Annotated in this window: 16 protein-coding genes; 6 read left to right on the top strand and 10 right to left on the bottom strand. The window is 71.8% G+C overall.

The features are described from left to right. Positions 1-7: 7 nt before the first annotated feature. Positions 8-1,366, bottom strand: a complete 1,359-nt coding sequence (locus tag ACIA8R_RS38145; protein ID WP_357695995.1) for a S8 family serine peptidase — start codon at positions 1,364-1,366, stop codon at positions 8-10. Between the two features lie 393 nt (positions 1,367-1,759). On the opposite strand from ACIA8R_RS38145, the gene ACIA8R_RS38140 reads away from it, so the two are divergent. Continuing rightward, positions 1,760-3,586, top strand: coding sequence for a spermidine synthase (locus ACIA8R_RS38140; RefSeq protein ID WP_364094326.1), 1,827 nt, complete (start codon positions 1,760-1,762; stop codon positions 3,584-3,586). Between the two features lie 121 nt (positions 3,587-3,707). Here ACIA8R_RS38140 and ACIA8R_RS38135 read toward each other — a convergent pair whose 3' ends face one another. After that, positions 3,708-5,276 carry an LCP family protein gene (locus ACIA8R_RS38135; RefSeq protein WP_357695999.1) on the bottom strand — a complete coding sequence of 523 codons (1,569 nt, stop codon included), beginning with the start codon at positions 5,274-5,276 and terminating at the stop codon, positions 3,708-3,710. A gap of 133 nt (positions 5,277-5,409) precedes the next feature. Further along, positions 5,410-6,744 (bottom strand): neutral zinc metallopeptidase, encoded by a 1,335-nt coding sequence (locus ACIA8R_RS38130; protein ID WP_397042446.1) that lies wholly within the window; start codon positions 6,742-6,744, stop codon positions 5,410-5,412. Positions 6,745-7,090: 346 nt separating this feature from the next. On the opposite strand from ACIA8R_RS38130, the gene ACIA8R_RS38125 reads away from it, so the two are divergent. Further along, complete coding sequence (locus ACIA8R_RS38125; protein ID WP_357696003.1) at positions 7,091-7,960, top strand: LysR family transcriptional regulator; 870 nt, start codon at positions 7,091-7,093, stop codon at positions 7,958-7,960. A 107-nt stretch (positions 7,961-8,067) separates the two neighbouring features. Here the strand turns inward: ACIA8R_RS38125 and ACIA8R_RS38120 are convergent, their stop codons facing one another. Next, on the bottom strand, positions 8,068-9,414 hold the full coding sequence (locus ACIA8R_RS38120) for an ATP-binding protein (protein WP_357696005.1): 1,347 nt from the start codon (positions 9,412-9,414) through the stop codon (positions 8,068-8,070). Next, the gene (locus ACIA8R_RS38115) at positions 9,407-10,081 is read right to left on the bottom strand and encodes a response regulator transcription factor (protein WP_364094315.1); all 675 of its coding nucleotides are present in this window, start codon (positions 10,079-10,081) and stop codon (positions 9,407-9,409) included. Before ACIA8R_RS38115 ends, ACIA8R_RS38120 begins: the two co-directional genes overlap by 8 nt. A gap of 127 nt (positions 10,082-10,208) precedes the next feature. On the opposite strand from ACIA8R_RS38115, the gene ACIA8R_RS38110 reads away from it, so the two are divergent. The 3 genes from ACIA8R_RS38110 to ACIA8R_RS38100 are packed head-to-tail and all read left to right on the top strand — an operon-like array spanning position 10,209 to position 13,334. Beyond that, positions 10,209-11,348, top strand: coding sequence for a DUF2092 domain-containing protein (locus ACIA8R_RS38110; RefSeq protein ID WP_364094312.1), 1,140 nt, complete (start codon positions 10,209-10,211; stop codon positions 11,346-11,348). After that, positions 11,345-12,322 (top strand): ABC transporter ATP-binding protein, encoded by a 978-nt coding sequence (locus tag ACIA8R_RS38105; protein ID WP_364094310.1) that lies wholly within the window; start codon positions 11,345-11,347, stop codon positions 12,320-12,322. The genes ACIA8R_RS38110 and ACIA8R_RS38105 overlap by 4 nt, the downstream gene beginning before the upstream one ends. 58 nt (positions 12,323-12,380) lie before the next feature. Then, positions 12,381-13,334: an ABC transporter permease gene (locus ACIA8R_RS38100; RefSeq protein WP_397042445.1), complete on the top strand. Its 954-nt coding sequence runs from the start codon at positions 12,381-12,383 to the stop codon at positions 13,332-13,334. 58 nt (positions 13,335-13,392) lie between these two features. Here ACIA8R_RS38100 and ACIA8R_RS38095 read toward each other — a convergent pair whose 3' ends face one another. Both ACIA8R_RS38095 and ACIA8R_RS38090 read right to left on the bottom strand, forming a co-directional pair. After that, a complete protein-coding gene (locus tag ACIA8R_RS38095; RefSeq protein WP_357696015.1) occupies positions 13,393-14,118 on the bottom strand; it encodes a YcnI family protein in 726 nt (241 codons plus the stop codon). 47 nt (positions 14,119-14,165) lie between these two features. Continuing rightward, positions 14,166-14,705: an MFS transporter gene (locus ACIA8R_RS38090; protein ID WP_357696017.1), complete on the bottom strand. Its 540-nt coding sequence runs from the start codon at positions 14,703-14,705 to the stop codon at positions 14,166-14,168. A gap of 129 nt (positions 14,706-14,834) precedes the next feature. Here ACIA8R_RS38090 and ACIA8R_RS38085 point away from each other — a divergent pair, with 129 nt between their 5' ends. Then, positions 14,835-15,317, top strand: coding sequence for a hypothetical protein (locus tag ACIA8R_RS38085; RefSeq protein ID WP_364104140.1), 483 nt, complete (start codon positions 14,835-14,837; stop codon positions 15,315-15,317). Here ACIA8R_RS38085 and ACIA8R_RS38080 read toward each other — a convergent pair. From ACIA8R_RS38080 to ACIA8R_RS38070, 3 genes are read right to left on the bottom strand one after another with little or no spacing between them, the layout of a single operon-like run. Further along, on the bottom strand, positions 15,311-16,054 hold the full coding sequence (locus ACIA8R_RS38080; RefSeq protein ID WP_397042444.1) for an ATP-binding cassette domain-containing protein: 744 nt from the start codon (positions 16,052-16,054) through the stop codon (positions 15,311-15,313). The genes ACIA8R_RS38085 and ACIA8R_RS38080 overlap by 7 nt on opposite strands. Positions 16,055-16,056: 2 nt before the next feature. Next, on the bottom strand, positions 16,057-16,845 hold the full coding sequence (locus ACIA8R_RS38075; protein WP_397042443.1) for an ABC transporter permease: 789 nt from the start codon (positions 16,843-16,845) through the stop codon (positions 16,057-16,059). Further along, entirely contained in the window at positions 16,838-17,533 is a 696-nt protein-coding gene (locus ACIA8R_RS38070; RefSeq protein WP_397042442.1) for an ABC transporter permease, read from the bottom strand. Before ACIA8R_RS38070 ends, ACIA8R_RS38075 begins: the two co-directional genes overlap by 8 nt. Positions 17,534-17,870: the final 337 nt, after the last annotated feature.

The following is a 17,870-nucleotide window of genomic DNA, read 5'->3' as shown; positions in this document are numbered from 1 at the left end:
CCCGCGATCAGGCCGCCGCCCTGGCCCGCCGGTGCAGCGCGGCCAGGATGCCCGCCGGATCGACCGTCCCGTAGCCGTAGTCGTAGTCGAAGCCCACCTCGCTGCGGTCCTCGGCGGTGCGCCGCAGCAGCGCCCGCAGCTGCGCAGGTGACAGCTTGGCGGCCGGCCATCGGGTGCGCACCGCGGCCACCAGCCCGGCGGCCACCGGCGTCGCCGCCGAGGTGCCCGTGTCGGGCTCGCCGTCGCCGAACGCCCGCGACCCCGAGAAGTGCGTGTACGCGCACACGTCGGGCTTGCGCGCGGTCAGCCGCCCGGGGCCCTGCGAGGAGTAGCCCACCCGCTCGCCGTTGACGTCGACCGCGCCGATCGACAGCGCCTTGGGATGGGAGTTGGCGCCCCCGATGGGCCGGTTGGGGAAGGCGCACCGGCCGTCGGGGCACTCCTTGCCGCAGTTGCCCGCCGCGAACAGCACGTCCGCGCCCGCCCGGTCGAGGCTGGCAACCACCAGGTTGAACGGGTGGGCCGCGTTGTCGGAGTAGTTGCCCGGATGCCCGACGGGGAAGTCCCATTCGGGGGAGAACGACCCCCACGAATTGCTCACCACCAGCGATCTGGACGCCGCCGGCTGGGCCTCCAGCACCGTGCGCAGGTGCGTGAAGGCGGCCACCGCGTCGGACAGCAGCCCGTCGAGCGCCGAACCGCCCGGCCGGGCCGACCGCAGCAGCGGGACGTCGATCAGGGACGCCTGCGGCGCGGCGATGAGCGCGTCGAAGGCGCACATCGTGCCGTGGTCGACCTCGAACTGGCCGGCCCGCCCGGTGACGCCGGAGGGGCTCCAGCTGCGTTCGGCGTCGAGCGTGACGCCGCGGCCGAGCTGTCTGGCGACATGGGCGGCGTTGATGCCGGTGTCGAGCACGGCCAGCGCCACCCCGGCGCCGTCGAGCCCTTCGGCGTGCAGGCCGGCGACGTTGAGCAGGCGCTCGACGTCGTGCCAGTCGCCCACCGGCGGATTGCCGCCGCAGGTCAGGCTGGACTCGATCACCGGATCGGCGAACACGCCGACGACGTCGGGCCGCAGCGTGGGCAGCAGCGTGACCCGCGAGGTCAGCTCGTCGTCGGAGATCGTGCCGCGGACGAGCACGGAGGCGTCCTCGGCGGCCAGCGAGAAGGTGAGTGGCTGGTGAAGGGAGAGGGGATCGCCGCCGGCCACCGGGACCGGCCTCGGCACGGCGACCGGTGTGAAGGCCGTGTCGAGTTCGACGCCGGGCAGACCGTCGGCGACATCGGCCGTGGTGGCGGTCTGGCCGGGGTCGGCGACGGCCGCGACCAGATCGGGGGAGGGGCGGAGCTGGATCAGGACCCGCATGAGTCACCACCGAACATAGGGGGAAAACGAACGACCCAACATTCCTGCATCCGCCAAGGCACGTCCAGCCCCTTGCAGCGGTTGTGACCTGCGAAAACATGGCATAACTGGCGAAGCGGACGGATATTGTTTCCGGGGCGTCAGACTTCCTTGTTTTCGGTCTGTTCACTACGGTGATGCATCATGACGCTCCAGGCGCAGACGCCGGTTTCCGACGGAGAAAGACATCACTGGCTGCCGGTCCGGCCGAGGCTCGTTCTCGCCAGTGCCTTCATGCTTTTCCTCGAACTGGCGCTCATCCGGTGGACCGGATCGAACATTGTTCATCTGAGTTATTTCACCAATTTTGTCCTGCTCGGTTCTTTTCTTGGAATCGGACTCGGATTCCTGCGCGTGGGGCGCTCGCGGCGCCAGCCCTATTACTCGCCGGTCGTCCTGCTCGTCCTGGTGGCCCTCGTGCTGGCCTTCCCGGTGACCGTCGACCGCAACACCGAGGGCGTCCTGTACTGGACGAGCCTGGGCACCGTCGGGCCGCCCGCCTGGCTGATCCTGCCGGTGATCTTCGTCGCCGCCGCGGCGGTGCTCATGGGGCCGGCCGAGCTGGTCGGGCGCTGCTTCCCCGAGCTGCCGCGCCTGGAGGCCTACCGCTACGACCTGATCGGCAGCCTCAGCGGGATCGCCGCGTTCACGGCGCTGTCGTTCCTGTCGGCGCCGCCGGTGTTCTGGGGCGCGGTCGCGGCCCTGTGCTACGGCCTGCTGCTGGTGCCCCGGCCCCGCTCGCTCTACCTGGGCCTGGTGGTCCTGCCCGCGCTCGTGGTCGTCGGCCTGCTGCTGTCGGAGACGCTGACGGCCGGGGCGCTGTGGTCGCCGTACTACAAGGTGACCTACAAGGCGATGCAGATGCTCGGCGTGCCGGTCACCGACATCGCCGTCAACGGCATCCCCCACCAGCAGGCCGTGCCCGCCTACGCCCGCCTGCAGTGGGAGCGCCAGTACGGGCTGCCCTACGAGCGCACCACCAGGCCGCCCAAGGACGTGCTGATCGTCGGCGCGGGCAGCGGCACCGACGTGGCCATCGCCCTGTCCAAGGGTGCCCAGCACGTCGACGCCGTCGAGATCGACCCCAAGCTGCGCGAGCTGGGCGGCGCCGTCCACCCCGACAAGCCCTACGCCGACCCGCGCGTCACCACGCACATCACCGACGGCCGCGCCTTCCTGGAACGCAGCGGCGACCGCTACGACCTGATCCTGTTCGCCCTGCCCGACTCGCTCACACTCGTGTCGGGGGCCAGCTCGCTGCGGCTGGAGAGCTACCTGTTCACCGAGGAGTCCATGAAGGCCGCCCGCGCCCACCTGCGGCCCGGCGGCACCTTCTCGATGTACAACTACTACCGCGAGAGCTGGCTGGTCGACCGCCTGGCCTCCACCATGCAGGCCGCCTTCGGCCACAAGCCCTGCGTCGACGTGGTCAGCACCGCCGGCCAGCAGGCCGTCATCACCGCCGGCCTGACCGCCTCCGACCAGCGCTGCGCGAGCGAGTGGCCCGGCGCCGCCGCCGGCACCCCGGCGCCCGCCGACGACGACCGTCCCTTCCTCTACCTCAAGGACCGCACGATCCCGCCGATCTACATCATCACCCTCGGCCTGATCCTCATCGTCAGCCTGCTGGCCGTCCGCGTCGTGGCGGGCCCGTACGGGCGCATGAAGCCCTACTCCGACCTGTTCCTGCTCGGGGTGGCGTTCATGCTGCTGGAGACCAAGAGCGTGACCGGCTTCGCGCTGCTGTTCGGCACCACCTGGGTGGTCAACGCGATCGTCTTCGCCGGGGTGCTGGTCGCCGTGCTCGCCGCCGTCGAGGTGACCCGCCGCTTCCGCACCCCGCCGCTGCCCGTCATGTACGCCGTGCTGCTGGCCGGCCTGTTGCTGGCCTGGCTCGTGCCGAACGCGTGGCTGCTGTCGCTGCCGGTGCCGCTGCGCGCCGTGGCGGCCGTGACGGTGGCGTTCCTGCCGATCTTCGCCGCGAACGTGGTCTTCGCCAAACGTTTCTCCGACACCGCCGACGCGACCACGTCCTTCGGCGCGAACCTGCTCGGCGCGATGGTCGGCGGCTGCCTGGAGTACCTGGCGCTGGTGATCGGCTACAAGGGGCTGCTCATTGTGGCCGCCCTGCTCTACCTGGGCGCTCTCGCGGTGATGCCGCGCAAGACCGCGCTCGTGTGACCAAGGGGACCGGCGGGCTTCCGCGATCTGCCGTCGGCGCCGCCCCCATGGGGGTCCTCACGCGGGATCGCCCTGCCGGAGCGGATCCGGCAGGGCGGGGTGGATCGGCAGGGCGGGGCGGTTACAGGCCGCAGAGCTCCGCCAGGGACTTCGCGCCGCTCTTCTGGGTGTTGCGGGTCGGGGTCTCCGTCGGCGTCCCGGCCTGCGTGCCCGTCTGGGCCTGCGTCCGCGACGGCGAGGTGGTCGGGGAGCCCGAGGGGCCAGGGGAGGCGGTCACGTTGGCGGTCTGGGCCTGGCGGGCGGAACGGTCGGAGTCGGCGATCGCCTTCCTCGTGGCCGCCCGGATCTTGACCCAGTCGGGCCGGCCCGAGTAGAAGTCCGGCGGCACGAACTGGAGGCTGGTGATCTTGGCGTCCTTGACCTTGAGCGCCAGGTCCGCCAGCGGCGCGACGAGCGGACGCGGGATGTTCGTCTGGGCCAGCCGCTTGGCCGCCCCGGCGATCTTGGTGAAGTTCGTCAGGATCACGCCGGGGGTGGCCTGCTGGGCGAAGGCGCCGATGACGCAGCGCTGGCGGCCCATGCGGGAGAAGTCGTCGCTTTCGACGCGGGAGCGGCCGTACCACAGGGCCTGCTCGCCGGACAGCTTGCGGTAGCCCGCCTTGATCGTGCCCGCGGTGCCGAAGTGGCCGCCCCACTTGACGTCCCGCTCGACCCGGATCTTCAGGCCGCCGATGGCGTCCACGAGGGCGGCGAAGCCGTACATGTTGATCAGGGCGTAGTAGTCGATCTTGAGGTTCAGGGTGTAGCCGATGGCGTCCATCAGGGCTCGGGGGCCGCGGTTCTTGCCGCCCATGAGCTGGGGGTTGTCGTTGGCGTACTGCCAGACCTCGTTGAGCAGGCCGCCGTTGGGCAGCTCGGCCATGTAGCCGTTGGGGAAGTGCTTGGCCAGTGGCGAGGACGGCGGGAAGCGCACGTGTTGCAGGTTGCGCGGCAGGCTGAACAGGACGGTGTTGCCGGTCCTGGTGTCCACGCTGGCCACCGTCATGCTGTCGGTGCGCACGCCGACGCGGTTGCCCGCGGCGTCGCCGCCGACGAGCAGGAAGTTCACCCGGGCCTTGCCGTCCCAGGGGTCCGCGGGGTTCTTGATCTGGATGGGGTTCTCCGGGTCCGGGTGGGACGGGAAGATCGCGTTGACCGCCTCCCGCCCGGCCAGCACGTAGTTGGCCGTCAGCGCGAACGGCGACATGACGGCCACGCACAGCACGCCCACGACGATCCCGGTCACCACCTGGCCCTGCTGGTTCAGCCTGTTCGGGCCCAGCGCCACGTACGAGACGGCGATCACGGCGAACCAGGCCAGCGCGCACGCCGCGGCGATGACGATCACCGTCACCATGGCGCCGTCCTCGGCGAGGCCCGTCACGTTGCTCAGGTCCCGCGTCAGGCCGAAGGCCAGGGCCGAGAGCAGCACCACCGCGTACACGCCGATCATGATCAGCCCGGTACGACGGCGCCCGGCCCGCAGATGCGCGGCGCCGGGCACGAGGGCGGACAGAGCCGTCCAGCCGATGATCGAGGCGATCGTCAGGGGTTTGGCGAAGCGTGGCGCGGGGGAGGAGCCCTTGCGCGGGCGTGGAGCGCGCCGTTTGGTGCCTCCGGGCACGGGGTCCACCCCATCGCGCTTGCTCACACCGGCTCCTTCACACGCCTACCAGGCAAAAATGACGTTCGCCCCATGTCGGGCACAAGATTGCCAGGATTCTAGCCCCCATACCTGGACATCAGAGACAACTCTTCAACATGAGATGAACGCCACGTGTCTGTCAGGAGGTCGTCGAGGACGGCGCCATCCACGTGTTGCACTGGTACGTCTTGTCCCGCTCCCACCCCTGCCGGAACCAGCGGTTGTTGTTGGCGGGCGTGCCGTGGTCGCGCGGATAGCCGGGATAGTCGCCCACCTGCGCGTAGAACCAGAAAAGCCGTGAGCGCAGCGAGGACGGGACCGGGTAGGAGGCGGCGACCGAGCGCATCCACATGCCGCCCAGACAGGTGGCCTGCAGCTCCAGCCTCCTGCTCAGCGCCATCTTGCCGCTCTGGCTGGAGGAGGCCAGGGTGCCCTGCCACCAGGAGTCCATCACGCCGCTGATGTTCTGGACGTGGTGGCCGTACTCGTGGGCCATCATGCTGATGATGCCGCCGTGCCAGGAGATGATCTGGCCGTAGCCGCGGGAGTTGCCGTTGCCCCTGGACATCGCCGAGGTGGAGGCGTAGATCGTGTTGTTGCGCGGGCAGTAGTACGGCACCATGCTCCCGGCCGACGGATAGTCGCCGCAGGCGCCCCGCCCGCGTCCGGCCGCGATGGCGTAGCCCGGCGGGCGGAACGCGATGCCCTGACGCTGCAGGATCGGCCCCCACGCCTTGTCCATGCACCGGCCGGTCTTCAGGATCAGCGCCTTGAGCTGGCTGTGGTTGAAGACGTTCGCGTTGCCGGCCCGGCAGTTCACCCGCGGCAGGGTGCCCGCCTTGTAGAGGGTGTTGTTCTTCAGGCTGGTGTTGAGCGTGACCTGCTTGGGCGGCGTGACCGTCTCCTGGGTCGGCTGCTCGGTCGGCTGCTCGGTCGGCTGCTCCGTCGGGCGCTCTGTAGGCCGCTGGGTGGGCTCCTCGGACGGCTCGCGCGTCGGCTCGGCCTCGCGGGTGGGCTCCCGCGTGGGGAAGGGTTCGTCGCTGTGCGACGGCTCGTACGACGGGATCGCGACGGGCGTGGTCGTCTCCGTGTGCTTGGACGACTTCAGCATCGCCGCCCCGATGACGATCAGCACGAACAGCGCGGCCAGCGACCCGAACACGGCCCCGAGCACGCCGGCGACCCCCATGCCGGACTTCTTGCGCGGCTGCTGCGGCCACTGTCGCGTGGGCATGGGCGGCGGCGGCGGGGGCGGCGGCGGAGGCTGGAACTGCTGCCCGTACTGCGGCGGCGGGAACTGCGGTCCGCGCGGCGGATAAGCCTGCGGCTGCTGCTGCGGATAGCCCTGCGGCTGCGGCGGCTGCGGCGGATAGCCCTGTGGAGGCGACGGCTGCTGCTGCGGGCGGTTCGGCGGGGGCTGCTGCTGCGGATAGGGATGGGAACCGGGCGGCGGGCCCTGCGGAGGCGGGGGCATGGGCGGCGGGGGAGCCTGCGGGTAGGGCTGACCGCCCCGCGGCTGCGGCTGCCCGTAGCCCGGCGGCGGCCAGGGCCGCGAAGGAGGCCGCTGGGGCTGCCCTGGCCCCTGTGGCGGAGGTGGATACTGCCCGTTTGCTGTCACCGTGTCTCCCCGTTAACCCGCTTGTCTGCAATGCACGGCTTTGCGGCAGACCCCAAAGGATCTTTGCCAAATTTGGGGCAAAAGCATACTGATTTATCACCCGTCACGGATGTAGCGGTACTCGGTCACGCTCCGAAATCAATCGAGGTGATCTCCGCTATCTCCCGGTCCCGGAGCGGGGCGGTGTCCTAGCTTCTTTGGCATGAACCTCCAGCAGCTCCGCTATGTGGTCGCGACTGCGGAGCACCGCACCATGACCGACGCGGCCAGGTCGCTCTACATCGCGCAGCCTGCGCTGTCCCGCGCGATCCGCGATCTTGAGCGGGAGCTGGGCATGACGCTCTTCGCCCGCTCCGGCCGCGGCGTGGTGGTCACCGCACAGGGCCGTCGCGTGGTCAAGCTGGCGAGGGAGGCGCTCGACGCCGTCCACGAGATCGAGGGCCTGGCCAACCACGCCGGCATGACGGATGCCGAATTGCGCATAGCCGCCACACCGAGTCTCGAACCCGGGCTCGCGGGGCGGTTGCTCCCTGCCTACGCGGCCGAGCACCCAGGGGTGCGCGTGCACATCGTGCGCTGCGACGGCCGTGACGGCGTCGTCAGCGCCATCCGGGATCAGCGGGCCGACCTCGGGCTCACCGATCTGCCCGTGCCCACCGACCTCATCACCCACCCGCTCGAACGCCAGGAGATCGTGCTGATCTCCCCGCCCGGGCTCGACCTGCCCAACCCGGTCCCCATGGGCAAGCTCCACGGGATGCGCCTGGCGCTGCCCGCCCGCGGCAGCTCGCGGCGCAGGGAGCTCGACGCCATGTTCGGCAAGTACGCCGTCACCCCCGTGGTCGTCCTGGAGACCGACGAGCGCAACGGCTGGCTCAACGCGGTCCGCGCCGGCCGGGCCTCGCTGCTGTGGTACCGCGGCATGGCCGACCAGGCCGCCCGGGCGGGCCTGGTGGTGCGCTCACTCGAACCGGCCGTGCGACGCGTCATCGCCGTGGTGCACGCACGCCGCCGCCTGCCGCTCATCGCCCAGGACTTCCTGTCCACCGCGGAGAAGGGCACGGCCGCCTGACCAGGAACGTTCCATGATCCCCCACTACCCCCGCCACTGACCGCAGCCCGCCGGCGCCCCCAACGCGTCGCGCGGGCCGAGCACCCCGGCGGCCCGCCCGGTCCCGCCTAGCGGGACACCGGAAGGCGGACCACGGCGCGCAGGCCCGGCGCCGCGTCCTCCAGCACCACCGTCCCCCCGTGGGCGCGCACGGTCTCCCGGACGATCGCCAGCCCCAGCCCGGCCCCGCCCTCGTCCCTGCTGCGGCCGGAGTCCAGCCGGGTGAACCGGTTGAACACCCGCTCCCGGTCGCGCTCCGGGATGCCGGGCCCGTCGTCGGTCACCGTCAGCACGCCGTCGGCGGTCAGCGCGACCTCGACCTTCGACGAGGTGTGCCGGACGGCATTGTCCATCAGGTTCGTCAGCACCCGGCTCAGGTCCAGCGCGTCCCCGCGCACCACCACGGGGTCGCACGTGGTCAGCCGGGCCTCGCCGTACCGCTCGGCGACCTGGCGCACCACCTCGTCGAGGTTGACCGGCTCGTCGCGGGCCGGGACGCCGCCGCGCTCGTCCAGGCGGGCCAGCGCGAGCAGGTCCTCCGCCAGCCTGGACAGCCTCAGGGCGTCCTCCAGCACGCCCTCGGCGGTCTCCCGCCAGTCCTGGCCCTCCGGATGGCCGAGCGCCACCTCAAGCTGCAGCCGGATGCTGGCCAACGGGCTGCGCAGCTCGTGGGCGGCGTCGGAGACCAGCGCGCGCTGGCGCTGCTCGGCCTCCTCCAGCCGGGACAGCATGCCGTTGAGCGTGGTGGCCAGGGCGTACACCTCGTCGCGCGACTGCGGCACCGGCAGCCGCCGGGACCGGGCCGTGTGCGTGATCTCGGCCGCGACCCGGCGCAGCGACGAGATCGGGCGCAGCGTCCTGCCGATCATCAGCCAGCTCGCCACCGCCAGCAGCACGACCAGCGCGGGTGTGCCGACCAGCAGCACCCGCCCGGCGACGCCCAGGCTCGTCTGGATCTCGCCGATGGGACGGGCCGCCAGCACCGTCTGCCCGTGGTCGGCGCTGAGGACCACCACCCGCAGCGGCCCCGGGATCGCGTACGGCCGCCCGTCCAGGAACGTCGCCCGCCCCTCCCGCAGCACCCTGGCCCTGGCCGCCGCGTCCAGCAGCGGCACCAGCCGGTCGGTGCCGTACGTGACGTGCGTGATGCGCCCGCTCCGGTCGAGCACCTGGACGATCGTCCCGTCGTGCGTGGTGATCGGGCTGGTCAGCGTGCCGCCGTCGGCCGCCACGCGCACGCTCTGGGCCTGCTGCCTGGTGGACTCGTCGACGGTGTCGATCAGCGCCCGGTCGAGCACCGACAGCAGCACCGAGGCCGACAACGCCAGCGCCAGCCCCAGCACGGCGGCCGCCGCGACCGTCAGCCTGAACCGCAGCCCCTGACGCCGCCACCAGGCCACGGGGGAGTCAGCCACCGTCGCCCGCCAGCCGGTAGCCCGCACCGCGCACGGTCTGCAGCGCGTTCCTGCCGAACGGGGCGTCGACCTTGCGCCGCAGGTAGCCGACGTAGACCTCGACCACGTTGGGGTCGGTGTCGAAGGTGTCCCACACGTGTTCCAGGATCTCCGACTTCGACACCACCTCGTCCCGGCGGCGCATCAGGAACTCCAGCAGCGCGAACTCCCTCGGCGTCAGCTCCACCGGCGTCTCGCCCCGCTGCACCTTCCGGCGGGCCGGGTCGAGGGACAGGTCGCCGGCCGCCAGCACCGACGGCCGCCGCCCGGCGTCGCGCCGCAGCAGGGCCCGGAGCCTGGCCACCAGCACCACGTACGAGAAGGGCTTGGTCAGGTAGTCGTCGGCGCCGAGGTCGAGGCCGTCGGCCATGTCGTACTCGCCGTCCTTGGCCGACAACATGAGGATCGGCACCCAGTTCTCCTCGGCGCGCAACTGCTTGCACACGTTGTAGCCCGACAACCTCGGCAGCATGATGTCCAGCACCACGACGTCGTAGTCGCCCTGCCGGGCCGCGTGCAGGCCCTCCTCGCCGTCGTGGGCGAGGTCCACGGCGAACCCCTCGGCCTGCAGCCCGCGCTGGAGGGCCGCGGCCATCCGCCGCTCGTCCTCGACGACCAGTACTCTCATGTGCTGATTCTCCCGTCCCTGACCTGAGACGCCGCTGAGAAGGCTGAGAGGCGTCTCAGACAGTCTCAGGCCGGCCACAGGATGCATGCCGCAGGCTCTGGTCATCGACATACCGTTAAGGAGTGAGATGCGCAGAGGCACGTTCGTGAGGTGGGGAGTCCCGATCGCCGCGGCGGCGTTGATCGGTGGCGCGATCGGAGCGGGCCCGGTGATCGCGGCCGTCAGCGGCGAGCCCGTCCTGCCCGAGCGTTCGGCCCAGCAACTGCTGGCCGACGCCGTGGCGGCGACGAGCAAGGGGGGTGGGGTGCCGCCCATGTCCGGCACCGTGCAGCAGACGGCCTCGCTCGGCCTGCCGTCGCTGCCCCAGACCGGTTCCGAGTCGCCGCTCAGCCTGCTGTCCGGCTCGCACGAGATCAAGGTCTGGTACGGCGGCGCCGACCGGTTCCGGGTGGCGATGCCGACCCAGCTGAACGAGACCAACCTGATCGTCAACGGCGACCAGGGCTGGTACTGGGAGAGCGCCACCAACACCGCCACCAAGTTGACCATCAAGCCCGGCGCGGGCCGGGAGCACCAGCGGCCCACCCCGCCGCCGACCCAGCTCACGCCGGCGCAGGTGGCCGAGCAGCTGCTGGCCAAGGCCGACGAGCACACCGCGGTCCGCGTGATCAACACCGCCGAGGTGGCCGGCCGTCCGGTCTACCAGCTCGTCCTGGCGCCCAAGGACGAGGGCTCGCTGGTGCAGGAGGTGCGTCTGGCGCTCGACGGCGAGACCTACGTCCCGCTCCAGGTCCAGGTCTACGCCAAGGGCTCGGCGGAACCGGCCTTCCAGGTCGGCTTCACCCAGGTGACGTTCACGCCACCGGCGCCGGAGAACTTCGCCTTCACCCCGCCCGCGGGCGCCAAGGTGAAGGAGCAGGACCTCAGCGAGCTGGGCGACGTCAAGCGGGCCGAGGAGCACGCCGAGCGGGCCGAGAAGGTCGCGGGCGAGCTCAAGGTCGTCGGCGACGGCTGGACGACCGTGGCCGTCCTGCCGTTCAAGCCGGAGGACCTCACGGGCGGCGCCGGGGCCGGCGACGGCTCGAAGGCCGATCCGGCCGCGCTGGCCGACACCGTCCTGAAGTCGGCCACCCCGGTGAGCGGCACGTGGGGCTCGGGCCGGCTGATCAGGACCAAGCTCGTCACCGTCCTGCTGACCGACGACGGCCGCCTGCTGGTCGGCGCGGTCACCCCGGAGGAGATCACCCAGGCGGCGGGCGTCAGGTGACGACCGCCGTCACGCAGGAAGCGGGGGCGCCCTTCGGGGCGGCCCCGCCCTCCGGGGAGCACGCCATCGTCACGCGCGGCCTGACCAAGCGCTTCCGCGGCGGCCAGGTGGCCGTGGACGCGCTCGACCTGGCCGTGCCGCGCGGCTCGGTCTACGGCTTCCTGGGCCCCAACGGCTCGGGCAAGACCACGACCATCCGCATGCTGCTGGGCCTGATCGCGCCCACCGAGGGGGAGCACTCCCTGCTCGGCCTGCCGCTGCCGCGGGCGCTGCCCCGGGTGGGGGCGGTGGTGGAAGGGCCGGCGTTCTACCCGTACCTGTCGGGCGAGGCCAACCTGATGCGCTTCGACGCCGCCGACCCCACCGCCGTGCGCCGTACCGCCAGGGCGCGCGTCGCCGTCGCGCTCGACCGGGTGGGCCTGTCGGCCGCGGCCGGCAAGCGCTACCGCAACTACTCGCTCGGCATGCGCCAGCGGCTGGCCATCGCCGCCGCCCTGCTCGGCCCGCGCGAGCTGCTGATCCTGGACGAGCCGACCAACGGCCTCGACCCGCAGGGCACCCGCGAGGTGCGCGCGCTGGTCAAGGACATCGCCGCCGGCGGCACCACCGTCTTCGTCTCCTCGCACCTGCTGGCCGAGGTCGAGCAGATGTGCACGCACGCGGCGATCATGAGGGCCGGCAGGCTGGCCGCCCAGGGCACGATCGCCTCGCTGAACGGCGGCCTGGCCACGCGCGTCCGGATCGAGACGCCCGACGTGGCCGACGCCGCGCGGGTGCTCGGCCGGCTGGGGCTGGCCGACGTGCGGCCCGGCGTCGCCGACGTGACGGCCGAGCTGGGCGGCGACGCGCCGGAGCGGATCAACGCCGCGCTGGTCGGCGAGGGGGTCGCCGTACGGGGGCTGGCCGTGCTGCGGCCGAGCCTGGAGGACGTGTTCGTCGGACTGACCGGGGAGGGCTTCGATGTCGACGGCTGAGACGCGGGCCACTGAGACGCGGGCCACTGAGACCCGCCGGGGACGCACGCCCGGATTGGTGCCCGTCACCGAGACGCTGCGCACCGCCGAACGGCGCATCCCGGACGCGGACCCGGCCCTGACCGCTGCGGAGGCCGTGGAGGGCACGGGCCAGGGCTCCACGCCGGACGCCGCCGACGGGCCGAGGCGGGCGAGGGGGGCGTTCTGGCGGCTGCTCGGCTCGGAGCTGGGCCTGACCTTCCGCCGCCCGCGCAACCTGATGATGCTGGCCGTGCTCGCCTCCGTGCCGGCCGTCCTCGGCCTCGCCCTGCGCGCGTTCGGCGGCGACGATTCCGATGGGATGGGCGGGTTCATCCAGAACGTGGCGGGCAACAGCCTCATGCTGACGTTCGTCGCCTTCTCGTTCCTCGTGCTGCTGCTCATGCCGGTCGCCGTCAGCGTGGTCGCGGGCGACTCGGTGGCCGGGGAGGCGGGCGGCGGCACCCTGCGCTACCTGCTGGCCGCGCCCGCCGGACGCACCCGGCTGCTGGCCGTCAAATACCTCAACGCGGTCGTCTTCGCCTACGCCGTCACGGTGGTGGTGGCGCTGTCGGCGCTGGTCACCGGGCTGATCCTGTTCCCGGTCGGGCCGGTGACGCTGCTGTCGGGCACCACCATCTCGATGGGCGAGGGGCTGCTGCGCATCCTCGTCGCCGTCGGCTACGTCGGGGCGGGCATGGCGGCGCTGGCGGCCGTCGCGCTGGCGTTGTCGACGTTCACCGAGGTGTCCATCGGGGCCGTGGCCGCCACGCTCGTGCTGGTGATCGTCTGCCAGGTGCTGCGGGCCTTCCCCGAGCTGAGCGCGGTGACGCCGTACCTGCTGCCGACCAGGTTCACCAGCTTCGACGCGGTGTTGCGCAGCCCGATGGACCTGTCGGCGCTGCGGGACGGGCTGCTGGCCTTCGGCGCCTACATCGTGCTGTTCTGCTCGATCGCCTGGGCGCGCTTCTCCGGCAAGGACATCACGTCCTGACCGGGAGGCGCGTCCCCGGCCGGGTTCCTCACCCGGCCGGGGACGCCGCGTTCCGGGGTCAGGCCGCCCGGCGGCGCAGGCCCAGGGCGCCCACGACGACGCCGATGATCCCGACGACCAGCCCGGCGCCGCCCAGCAGGCGGGCCGTGCCGTCGGAGGCCGACGCGGCCGCCACCGGCGCCACCGACGGGCCCGTGGCGGCGACCGGCGCGGCCGAGGCCGGCGTGCTCGCGGCGGAGTGCTCGTCACCGCCGGAGGCCGGGACGAGCTTCAGCGTGGGGACGGGGTGCTCGGCCTCGGTGCCGTCGGACTTGGGCGCGTCGGCCCACTCGACCACCTCGCCGCCCGAGTACGTCTGCTTCGTCGGGAACGTCAGCGAGTCGACGTCCTTGGGCAACTGGCCCATGGACACCTCGAACTCCTGGAACTCACCCGGGTTGATCTTGCCGCCGGACCACACGACCGTGGTGACGGCCTCCTCCAGGTCGCCGTACTCGGTCTTGACCGGCTTGGGCAGCTTGCCCTCGGTGACTTTGACGTCCCAGCCGGGCACCGGCTTCACCGACACGAACGCCAGCGGATGGTCGGTGGGGAAGCTGATCTGGACCTTGGTCGTCGAGGCGTTGTCGCGCTCGTTGGGCACCCGGAAGGCCACCTTGGTGAACCCGCCCTGCTCGGCGGAGCCGGGGGTGATGGAAACGTGGGCCAGCGCGGGCGCGGCCAGGGCGGCGGTGAGGGCGGTGGCGGCGGCGAGCACGGTCGCCGCACGACGGACGAAGGACATGACGGAACTCCACTTCGGAAGACAGGGGTTTGAGGGGTGTCAGCAGGTCAGGCGGGAAGTGGAGGACCACGCCTGGCCACCCGGTGCCGGAACCCCGGCTGCGGGGGGACCACCCTGGTGTGCACGACCGGCACGCCCGGCCGCACGGCGGGCACGACCGCGAGCAGCAGCGGCGGCACGAGCCGCAGCCCGAGACGGCGCAGCAGGGACCACAGCGCGATCTCGCCGCGCGACAGCCACCAGCCGGTCACCAGGGTCGCCGTGAGGTGCGCGAGCAGCATGCCCGCGTTGACGGCCAGGCCCTGACCATGACCGTGCTCGAAGACGTAGGAGGACGGGCTGCCGCCCGCGAACAGCTCGTGCAGGCCGAACTGCGCCACCCCGAGCACGATGTTGATCGTCGCCGCCGACCGTTCCCTGCCGGACAGCGCCAGCCCCAGGCCGGACACCGCCGCCAGGCCCAGCGCCGCCGCCAACGGCCCCGGACGCCCGCCGCCGCCCACCACGTGGGCGAGGGCAGCGAGGGTCACGCAGACGGCGGCGAAGGCGGCCGTCCGCGCGAGCCGGAGGGGAAGTCGCGCACGCATGTGTGCCACATGGTCTCACGGGGCGCGGTCGAGCGAGACCCCTAGTTCTGAGCCGGCCAATGCCTGGTCCAAAAATGGCATTTGTCGCTAGGGTCGTGCCGAGCGCGTCGACATTTGAGGGTGAGAACGTTGCGGCACTTAGCAGGTTTGCTCATCGGCGTCGTGGTCACGGTGGCCGTCCTGGGCGGTGGCGGATGGGCCGTGCAGCAGGCCCTCGCCAGTGCGGCGACGACACCGCCGCCGCCCGACAACCAGAAGATGTGGATCGCCCTGGGGGCCATGGCCGCCGTCGGGCTGGTCGTGGGTCTCGTGGTGGCCGGCCGGATCTCGCCGCTGGCCACGTTCGTGCCCTCGATGGTGCTGCTGGCCTGGACGGTCGTCTACGCCCTCGACACCGGCAGGGCGCTGTCCCTCATCCCCGCCGAGCTGTCGGTGAACCAGATCGTCAGGGACGCCGGCGCCGGTGACAAGATCCTGCTCACCACGGGCGTGCTGGCCCTGCTCGGCGTGGCCCTGTTCATCCCCGTGCTGATGCCCTCGCGCTGGTCACGCCGGCACGACGACCTCGACGACGACGACTACGAGACCTCGCCGGAGGGCGGCTACTACTGACCGCCGGTGTAGAGCCTGGTCACCACGTCCTCGATGGTGGTCTGCTCCGGGGCCGTGGCCATGAGTTCGGCCAGCGTCCCGTCGAAGGTCAGCCGGCCGTGGTCGATCAGCATGATCCGGCGGCACAGGCGCTCGATGTCGCCGAGGTCGTGCGTGGTCAGCAGCACGGTCGTGCCGCGTTCGGCGTTCTGCCGCTGGAGGAAGGCGCGGATGCTCGCCTTGCTGACCACGTCGAGGCCGATGGTGGGCTCGTCCAGCACCAGGATGTCGGGGGCGTGCAGCAGCGCCGCGGCCAGGTCGCCGCGCATGCGCTGCCCCAGGCTGAGCTGGCGCACCGGGGTGCGCAGGAAGGCGCCGAGGTCGAGGGTCTCGGTCAGCTCGGTCAGCCGGGCCCGGAACGTTCCGCGATCTACTTTGTAAAGGTGCCGGATCAGTTCGAAGCTGTCCCGGAGCGGCAGGTCCCACCACAGGGTCGTCCGCTGCCCGAACACCACGCCGATCCGGCGGGCGAGCGTGGTGCGCCGGCGCGAGGGGTCGAGCCCCGCCACCCGCACCGAGCCCGAGGTGGGGGTGAGGATGCCGCACAACATCTTGATCGTGGTGGACTTGCCCGCGCCGTTGGGCCCGAGGTAGCCGACGAACTCGCCGGCCGGCACGCTGAACGACAGATCGCGCACGGCGTGCACGACGGTGCGCTTGACCTTGAACGAACGTCCCGCCTGCAGCAGCTCGATCATCCCTAACTCCCCGTCGATCGGTAGTGCCTGATGCCCTGCCGCCAGGCCGCGGCGGCGGCCAGCGCGAGGACCAGCGCGGCGGCCGGTCCGAGGAACCGCATGAACCCGGGCGTGCCGAACGGGTCGTCCCGGCCCAGGACGTAGAGGCCGGGCTGCCAGTTGACGAAGGCCAGGGGCAGCGCGTACGTGATGCCGCGGACCAGGTCGAGGGCGTAGATGCTGAGGGGGTACTGGTTGAGCTGGTAGGTGCCGTAGGTGAAGGAGTTGGCCACCTCCGGCGCGTCGGTCAGCGCGAACTGGAGCGCGCCGGCCAGCGTCCAGAGCGCGGCGAAGATGACGATGCCGGTGACGATCATGACGGGGATCATCCAGGCCCGCCGCCAGTCGAGGCCGAGCGCGGCCACGGCGTAGGCGAGCACGGCCACCGCCTGGACGACGCGGCCGATCCTGGTGGGGACGAAACGGTCGGCGGCGATCTGGATCCAGGCCGGGACCGGGCGGATGAGGAACGTGTCGAGCGTGCCGGCCTTGATGTGCTGGCTGATGCGGTCGAGGTTGCTGACGAAGGTGTCGCAGACGGTGAAGGCCAGGCTGGCCGTGCCGTACAGGAACAGGACCTCCTCGCGGGTGAACCCGGCCAGGGCGTCGGTGTTGGCGAAGACGACGAGGATGGCCGCGACGTCCATCGCGCCGGTGGCCAGGCCGAAGACGAGCATCAGGATGAAGGAGGCGCGGTAGGCGGCCGCGGCGCGGGTCCAGGTCCAGGCCAGCAGGAAGTACGTCCTAACCACCCTGGATCACCACCTTGTGGCGGACGAGACGGGTGGCCAGCAGGCCGAGCGCGAACAGCATCGCGGCCCAGAACGCCTGGAGGGCGAGCGTCTGCCCCACGGGAGCCTTGCCGAGGTAGAGGTCGGCGGGCGCCTGGACCATGGAGGCCCACGGCAGGGCTCTGACCAGCTCGCCCAGCAGGCCAGGGAACAGGTGGAGGGGGAGCATCATGCCGCTGAAGAACGTGGTCAGGACCAGGGACAGGACGGCCACGCCGCGGTCGTCGGCGAGCCAGCAGACCGACAGGGCGACGAGGTAGCGCCAGCCGAAGCTGATCAGCACGCCGATGAGCAGGCCGGCCAGGACCCCCGCCCACCGGGTGGGGGAGGTGGGCGCGGTGACGCCGAACAGGGCCGCGCCGAGCAGCAGCGGCGGGATGCCGCGCACCAGGAACAGGTACGCGGCCCGGCCCAGGTCCTCGGCGAGCGTCCAGAGCTGGAGCGAGGAGGGGCGGACGAGGTCGAGCGCGATGTCGCCGCTGCGGATGCGTTCGGGGAGGGGCAGGCCGCCGCCGAACAGCATCATCGGGCCGATGAAGGCCTGGGTGACGAAGCAGTAGGTGACGGCGTCGGTGACGTCGTAGCCGGCCAGGCCGGGGCGGGCCTGCCACAGGGCGATGAGGACGTAGGCGCGCAGGATGCCGAACACGCTGTTGGTGAACGCGCCGGCGAGCGCGGCCCAGACGTAGACGGCGTGTTTGCGGAAGCCGTACCGGACGAGCCGGGCGTAGAGGGGAATCGTGGCACACCTCCGAAGAGTGAGGACATGTTTACCGAATGTGTCCGAGCCCGTGCGCGGGTCTGCCTGGCGGAAGTCTGGAATTATCCGCCGGAGGCCCGGCGGTCCGCAACGAGATAAACGCCGGCGGCCTGCGCCGGTGGGGACGTGCGGTGCAGGGCAGGGGAGCGGGGACGACGTCGCACGAGCCGCCGCCACGGGCGGGCGTGCGCGTCGAGGGGCGTCGGGGTGCGTCGGGGGGGCGTCG

Origin of the sequence: Nonomuraea sp. NPDC051191, assembly GCF_044455665.1 — a bacterium.
In the GTDB taxonomy this organism is placed as follows: Bacteria; Actinomycetota; Actinomycetes; order Streptosporangiales; family Streptosporangiaceae; genus Nonomuraea.
The sequence above is the reverse complement of the archived record's forward strand: the minus strand, read 5'-3'. Positions and strand labels throughout refer to the sequence as shown.